The 6,741-nt window shown below is 45.6% G+C and carries 7 protein-coding genes; 3 read left to right on the top strand and 4 right to left on the bottom strand.

Features of this window, described 5'->3' with window-relative positions:
• From J7M13_03955 to J7M13_03945, 3 genes are all read right to left on the bottom strand, one after another.
• The coding region (locus tag J7M13_03955; GenBank protein MCD6363140.1) for a type I restriction-modification system subunit M at positions 1 to 1,458 on the bottom strand (1,458 nt) is incomplete at its 3' end.
• 186 nt (positions 1,459 to 1,644) lie between these two features.
• Complete coding sequence (locus tag J7M13_03950) at positions 1,645 to 2,004, bottom strand: hypothetical protein (protein MCD6363139.1); 360 nt, start codon at positions 2,002 to 2,004, stop codon at positions 1,645 to 1,647.
• Between the two features lie 26 nt (positions 2,005 to 2,030).
• Positions 2,031 to 3,566, bottom strand: coding sequence for an L-serine ammonia-lyase, iron-sulfur-dependent, subunit alpha (locus J7M13_03945; GenBank protein MCD6363138.1), 1,536 nt, complete (start codon positions 3,564 to 3,566; stop codon positions 2,031 to 2,033).
• A gap of 152 nt (positions 3,567 to 3,718) precedes the next feature.
• Here J7M13_03945 and J7M13_03940 point away from each other — a divergent pair, with 152 nt between their 5' ends.
• From J7M13_03940 to J7M13_03930, 3 genes are read left to right on the top strand one after another with little or no spacing between them, the layout of a single operon-like run.
• Complete coding sequence (locus J7M13_03940; protein ID MCD6363137.1) at positions 3,719 to 4,642, top strand: ABC transporter substrate-binding protein; 924 nt, start codon at positions 3,719 to 3,721, stop codon at positions 4,640 to 4,642.
• Positions 4,643 to 4,665: 23 nt separating this feature from the next.
• On the top strand, positions 4,666 to 5,385 hold the full coding sequence (locus J7M13_03935; protein MCD6363136.1) for an ABC transporter permease: 720 nt from the start codon (positions 4,666 to 4,668) through the stop codon (positions 5,383 to 5,385).
• Positions 5,361 to 6,302, top strand: coding sequence for an ABC transporter ATP-binding protein (locus J7M13_03930; protein MCD6363135.1), 942 nt, complete (start codon positions 5,361 to 5,363; stop codon positions 6,300 to 6,302). The genes J7M13_03935 and J7M13_03930 overlap by 25 nt, the downstream gene beginning before the upstream one ends.
• A gap of 85 nt (positions 6,303 to 6,387) precedes the next feature.
• Here J7M13_03930 and J7M13_03925 read toward each other — a convergent pair.
• On the bottom strand, positions 6,388 to 6,741 hold a 354-nt coding region (locus tag J7M13_03925; protein ID MCD6363134.1), incomplete at its 5' end, for a phosphoenolpyruvate hydrolase family protein.

Here is a 6,741-nt window from a genome sequence, read left to right as displayed (position 1 = left end):
CTCTACCCCCACATAGCGGCCAGGAGTAAGGATATAATCGCGCTCCCTGATCTCTTCTATGGTAGCGCTTTTGCAAAATCCAGGGATGTCTTTATACTCGCCAGCGCCTTCTTCACCGCGCCAGGCGTGATATGTCCGGGCAATTCTCTCGATCTCTTCGTCAGTCAATTCTCGATGGACACGATCCACCATGACACCCATTTTGCGGGCATCAATGAAGAGGACCTCTCCACGACGATCGCGCAAAGGCTTACCGCCTTTGGTAGGTCTGCCTGATTTATCCCGCGCGATAAACCAGAGGCAAGCCGGGATCTGGGTGCTGTAAAAAAGCTGCGGTGGAAGCGCCACGATGCAGTCTACTAAATCGGCTTCAATGATATTTTTGCGGATTTCACCTTCTCCACTTTGGTTGGAAGAAAGGGAACCGTTAGCTAGAACAAAGCCAGCAATGCCTACCGGAGACAGATGGTGAATGATATGCTGAACCCAGGCAAAGTTGGCGTTATTTGCCGGAGGGAGCCCGAATTTCCAGCGCACATCATTTTTTAACGCTTCCTGCCCCCAGGCCTTCTGATTGAAGGGCGGATTAGCAAGAATAAAATCTGCTTTAAGAGTAGGATGTAAGTCATTATGAAAAGTATCCGCCGCGTATGGGCCAAGATTAGCCTCTATCCCCCGGATGGCAAGGTTCATTTTAGCCAGACGCCAGGTGGTCGGATTTGACTCCTGGCCGTAAATGGATATATCTCCAACGCGTCCCCCATGGGCCTTGATGAACTCCTCGCTCTGGACAAACATACCCCCTGAACCACAGCAAGGGTCATATACCCTGCCCTGATAAGGCTCAATCATCTCCACAAGGAGGCGAACGATGCACCGAGGAGTGTAAAATTCTCCACCTTTACGGCCCTCGGCACTGGCAAACTGGCCCAGAAAATACTCATAAACCCGCCCTAAAATATCCTTGGATTGATTTTCACGGTCTCCCAGACCGATGGTGCTGATGAGATCAACAAGCTCGCCAAGGCGCCGCTTGTCGAGTTCCGGCCGAGCGTAAATTTTGGGAAGCACTCCCCTGAGGCTCGGGTTTTCCTTCTCAATGGTCACCATGGCGTCGTCGATGATTCTCCCGATTTCAGGCTGCTTGGCCCTCTCCTGAATATATGACCAGCGAGCTTTCGGAGGAACATAAAAGACGTTTTCGGCGAGGTACTCGTCTCGATCTTCCAAAGCGTCGTAGCGAGCCTCAGGTTCTCTGACAAACCACGGGCTCTCGGGATCAGTAATCTCCTGTTCTAACCGTTTTCTCCTTTCCTCAAAAGCGTCTGAAAGATACTTGAGAAAGATAAGCCCAAGGACCACATGCTTATACTCCGCGGCATCAAGATGCCCACGAAGCTTATTAGCTGCCTCCCAAAGCTTGGCCTCAAAACCAAGGTTGGCTCCATTTACTTTCATACAAATTGTCACCTTCCCTTAGTTTAAATTATAGCCATTCCTGATCAAACATACAAGATAATTCCCTGAGATAAGGAGCCTACCAAATACTGAAAACTCACTACAGAAGAAGTACCTTCAGAATCGTATCAGTGAAACGATCATATCGTATCATGATACGATATGTAAGTTTTCTACTTCCCATCATTATGCTCTCACTATCTCCACTTCGTCTCCATCCTCAAGAAGATTAAAGAGCTCAAGATCCCCCTCCATCTTTCCGACAATGGTAACTTCACTTGCAGGAATTATCCTACCTCCCGAGCTTATAGGGGTGGGACCCCAAAAGAGACATAGAGCCCTTCCCGGAGGCCAATAGGCTATGTCCCCTCTTTCCACTTCCTTTTTCCCATCCTCAAGCTCCTCTGCCACAGCTATCTCAAAATAGAACTCACCGCCCCATCTCTCTCCTCTCGCTCTGATGGGAAGGACATTAAAAATCTTCTCTGCCGTCTTAGTATCATTAAGAACACCCTTTATCTTGACTCCTCTGAATTTAATTGAGATAGCATTCAACTTACCACACTCCTCCCTTAAGAGTGTCTTCTAAATCGCATGGCTGAAGGACACATTGATAATCCTCCCTCAGCGGTGCACCGAAGCTCCCTCGGAAGCATTCTCCCAACAGAGATGACCGCATCTACCGTTTCATCAAGAGGTATCGTATTTTTATAACCTCCCGATATAAGATCAACGCAGACTAAAGCAGCCGAGGCAAATATGGCATTCCTTGTATGACACGGAACTTCCACGAATCCACCAACTGGGTCACATATAAGCCCCATACTATTGTGAAAGGATATCGCCGCTGAGTCAAGCGCTTCTTCAGGGGGCATATTCATTATATCAGCAGCTGCAGAGGCAGCCATCGCCCCTGCAGCACCTACCTCAACTTGGCATCCAGCTTCCTCAGCAGCAAAAGTAGCTCTATAAGCAACGATAAGCCCCACAACCCCAGCTGCAAAAAGCCCTTTGAGTACGTTTTCTTCCCTAATACCATATCTATCTTCAAGAGCAGTTAAAACCGCGGGAATAACACCAGCTGATCCCGCAGTTGGAGCAGCACATACAACTCCCATAGAATTGCACACATGCATGACTCCCATAGCACGAATTCCTATGTCTGTATGAATGGTACCAAATGGAAGCCTTTTCTCCCCAAGGCGACGAAACATCTCACCCGCACAGGGATCTAAAACCTTCATGCTGAAATTAGCGCTATCGCTTAGCCCACTGCGCACGGAGCGTTTCATGATCTCGTATCGCTCACGCATGAGACGCAAAACCTCCTCCTCTGATAATCCCAGAAGCTTAGCCTCATAGAAGATACCCGCATTACCAAGACTTCGTTCAAACTCACGCGTAAACTTCAGAACCTCGGCTCCGCTCCTGAAAACGGGCTCTCCAGGCATGGGGAGAAAAACAGGTTTTGACAAGCGTATCTTCCTCACGCCTGAAAGATCAATGAGATCAGATAGTACTTTGTTATCTATTTCTCGATAGGATGAAAGATGTACTATAATGTCTTCTCCTCTCTTCACGCTTTTGACCTTAATACCAGGTAAGCTTATTCTCGGAATCTCGTACCTTGAGAGATATAAAAATGCATCGTAGGTTCCTCCGTCAATGTCAACGGGAAAACCATCTAAACCTGTTATCCTTATCGTTCCTCCTCCAGTCGATCGAGCGCGAACCTTCACCTGTTCACCCTTTTTCCCTCTAAGGCGAAGCTCCACCTCATTTGGGTGAGCTTCTTCTCCAAGATCCTCGACCAAAAACGATATGCTAATCCCCCATGAACGAGCCAGATTTATCGCTTCCTTGAAACGCTCATCGGTTAAATCCAATCCTATTATTCCAGCTATAAATGCAAGATCGCTTCCTTGCTCCCTGTAAACCTTGACATAAGAGCCCTTTTTATCAAAGGCGATCTCTATATCTATGGGCTCATCACCCAAAAGAAAGCGCGCAATCTTGCCTATAAAATATGAAGCAGCGGTGTGAGAGCTTGAGGGCCCTCTCATAATTGGACCTATAACATGGTTAAGAATGCTATAAACCTCATTCACTCCCCTCCACCCCCTTTTAAGGCAAAGGCTTCCTTCAGAGGAAGAAACGTTCTTATTCATTTTACAATAATAAGATCCTTCATTAATACAGAAAGCCCTTTAGCTATAATATAACTAAGTCCTATAGCCCAGAGGAGGTGAGCGTGAGAGGAATGCATGCGAGGAAGATAATGCTATTGATAGCGTTAATGGTAGCGATTGTACTGAGTGCGGTCTACACACCGGAAGCCTTTGCAGATATGGGAGCTAAAATAGCAGTGGAATATAACATACATCCATTGGCCGCTTTTATCGCTATGGAAAAAGGAATATTTGCGAAAAATGGCGTTTATATCGGAAGCTTCAGGGTTTACAGAACGGGACTTCAGATTACGAATGCGCTCGCTAGGGGAGATGCCGATGTAGCATTCATATGCTTAAGTCCAGCTATACTGGCGTATGCCCGCGGAGCGAGAATAAAGATTGTATGCCTTACCCATCTTTACGGATATGCCTTGGTTGCTTCACCACGTATAAAGAAGGTTAGAGACCTTAATGGAGAGCTCGTAGGAACGATGAAGATGGGAAGCCCCTTAGACTTACTTTACCAGATGGTTAAAAGAAAATACGGATTGATAGTAAGATTAAGAAGAATGAGTCCATTAAGACAGCTTATAGCCCTTACAAAGGGAGATCTCAAAGCTGCATTTCTCTCAGAACCTTTCGCGGAAATGGCGGTTGAAAGGGGATTTCACTATCTTTTGAAGGCTAAGGATATATGGCCTGGGATGAACGGCAGTGTACTTGTTGCAAGAGAGGATTATATAAGAAAATATCCGCGTGTAATAAATGGCTTGGTGAAATCACTAAGGGAAGCGAACACGCTTATATACAGGAACCCTCTTGAAGCGGGACGCTGCGCTCAGAAATATATAGGAGTTCCCGCTAAAACAGTCGTTAAAGCTTTAAACGACATCGTTTACACTACAAAGATAGATATAAGCCAGATTAGAAAAACCGCCCTTCTTATGAAGGAGCTTGGATATATACCGAGAAATCTGGAGGTAGATAAGATATTACTATCAGGAGAAAACTGATTCCGCTTCTTTTCCCAATAGCTTTGCTTATCTCATGGTGGATCTTAGCGGAAGAGAGAATCCTACCACCCGTTTTGCTTCCCTCTCCCACTAAGGTAGCAGAAACTCTCCTAAGCCTTATCAACGGAGGAGAGCTCGGTAGCGCTCTTTACCATACTTTAATAAAGGCGATGTTAGGCTTTATCACAGGAAGCATCATCGGTATAGCAACAGGATTGATGATGGGGATCAGCGAGACAGCCTATGAAATGCTCTCACCCATGATAGGCACTCTCTATTCACTACCAGGAATAGTTATGATTCCTCTTTTTATGATATGGATGGGACTAAGTGATTCAATGATCATCGTCGTATCTGGAATAGCGTCTTTTCTAAACGTCGCTTTAAGCACTGCTACAGGGATAAGGGCTATTCCGAAAGAGCTGATCAATTCCGCTAAAGCTATGGGAGCGCAAAATCTCACCCTCCTTTTAAGGATATATCTTCCGCTTTCCGCAGGTGATATATTCACAGGTTTAAAGCTTGGCATAGAGCACTCATGGAGGTTAACCATAGCAGGAGAAATGCTTATTGGAGCAAGCGGGCTTGGAAACACGCTTATGGAAGCGGAAGGACTCCTACGAATGGATATTCTCTTTGCCACCGCAATAGTTATCGGGATGATGGGATGGGCCTTTGAGCGCATAATATCCCGCATAGAAAGAAGGTTTAAAAAAGAATGTCGCTTGAGGTTAGGAACTTAAGCGGGAAATATGGCTGCAAGGATGTCAACTTAAAAGCAAAAAGAGGAAAAGTACTCGTTCTGTTAGGTCCCAACGGGGCAGGTAAAAGTACGCTTCTTAACCTTATAGCCGGCTTCCTGAAACCCGAAAGCGGGACTATCGTTCTATCGGGGAAAAGGATAGATAAACTCCCACCCACAAGGAGAAATGTGGGATACCTGCCACAAAACTATAATCTGCTCCCACACTATACGGTTAGGAAAAATTTGCTTTTTCCTCTGGAATGCAGAAAATTTCCTCAGCGTGAAAGAAAAAGAAGACTCAATGAGTGGATCGAGAGATTGAAGCTATCCAATCTGATTGAGCGATTTCCACATGAACTAAGCGGAGGAGAAAGAAGAAGGGTTGCTCTTGCGCAAGCGCTCATCTATGATCCAGAAATTCTACTTCTTGACGAACCATCTTCTGGCTTAGATCTACCGTATCAGAAAAGGCTTCGCACGGAGATAAAGAGGCTTAAAAAGGAGCTTAATATCCCTATACTATATGTAACGCATAATCTGGTTGAAGCAGAGGAAATTTCCGACAAAATAGCGGTAATGATAAACGGCAGAATAGTTCAGGAAGGAAAATTAGAGGAGGTAATATCAACCCCTGCAAGCAATGAGATAAGCGGATTTCTTGGACACCCTAATATCTTCTATGTGGAAAAGTGCAAAAGGCTAAATGGCCCTCTATATGAGATTGAAAGCGATGGAATAAAGATCATCATCCCTGCAGAGCAAGAGCCTCAAAAGATTATAATCTATCCTTGGGATATCTATCTCTCAAAGCTTCCTCCCCCAGGACCAAGAGTAAACAGATACAAAGGTAAGATAACAGATATCCGGGAAGGCAGATCGGGAGAAATTTTTGTTAGAATAAAGATCGGCAAATGAGAGATCTGGGCTATAACTTTAGATTGAGAGAGTCTGCCCTCCCGGAAGGGAGAAGTTATCTACATAATATTCAAACTGAGGGCTATCAAGCCAGTTTCAGAGACTTAAAAGCCTCAACCTGAGCCTTTATCGCCCTCTCGGTTGGCAGTCTTTCTATGCTCGAGGCACCAAAGAATCCAGAAATACCCGGCATCTTAAGAAGAGCCTTTCCCACGTTTTCTGGCTCATCAAACGGACCACCATGACAGAGAACTATTATGTCCGGGTTAACCTCCTTTCCCGCCTTGGCTATGCTTAAAACCCTCTCTATGGCCTCATCGAGCGTTAATGCAACTGCAGCACCGATGGTTCCCGATGTTGTCAACCCAACATGGGCAACGAGAATATCAGCACCAGCTTCAGCCATCTTCTTAGCTTGCTCTTCATCAAATACATACGG

This window comes from Synergistota bacterium (assembly GCA_021159885.1).
In the GTDB taxonomy this organism is placed as follows: Bacteria; Synergistota; GBS-1; order GBS-1; family GBS-1; genus AUK310.
The sequence above is the reverse complement of the archived record's forward strand: the minus strand, read 5'-3'. Positions and strand labels throughout refer to the sequence as shown.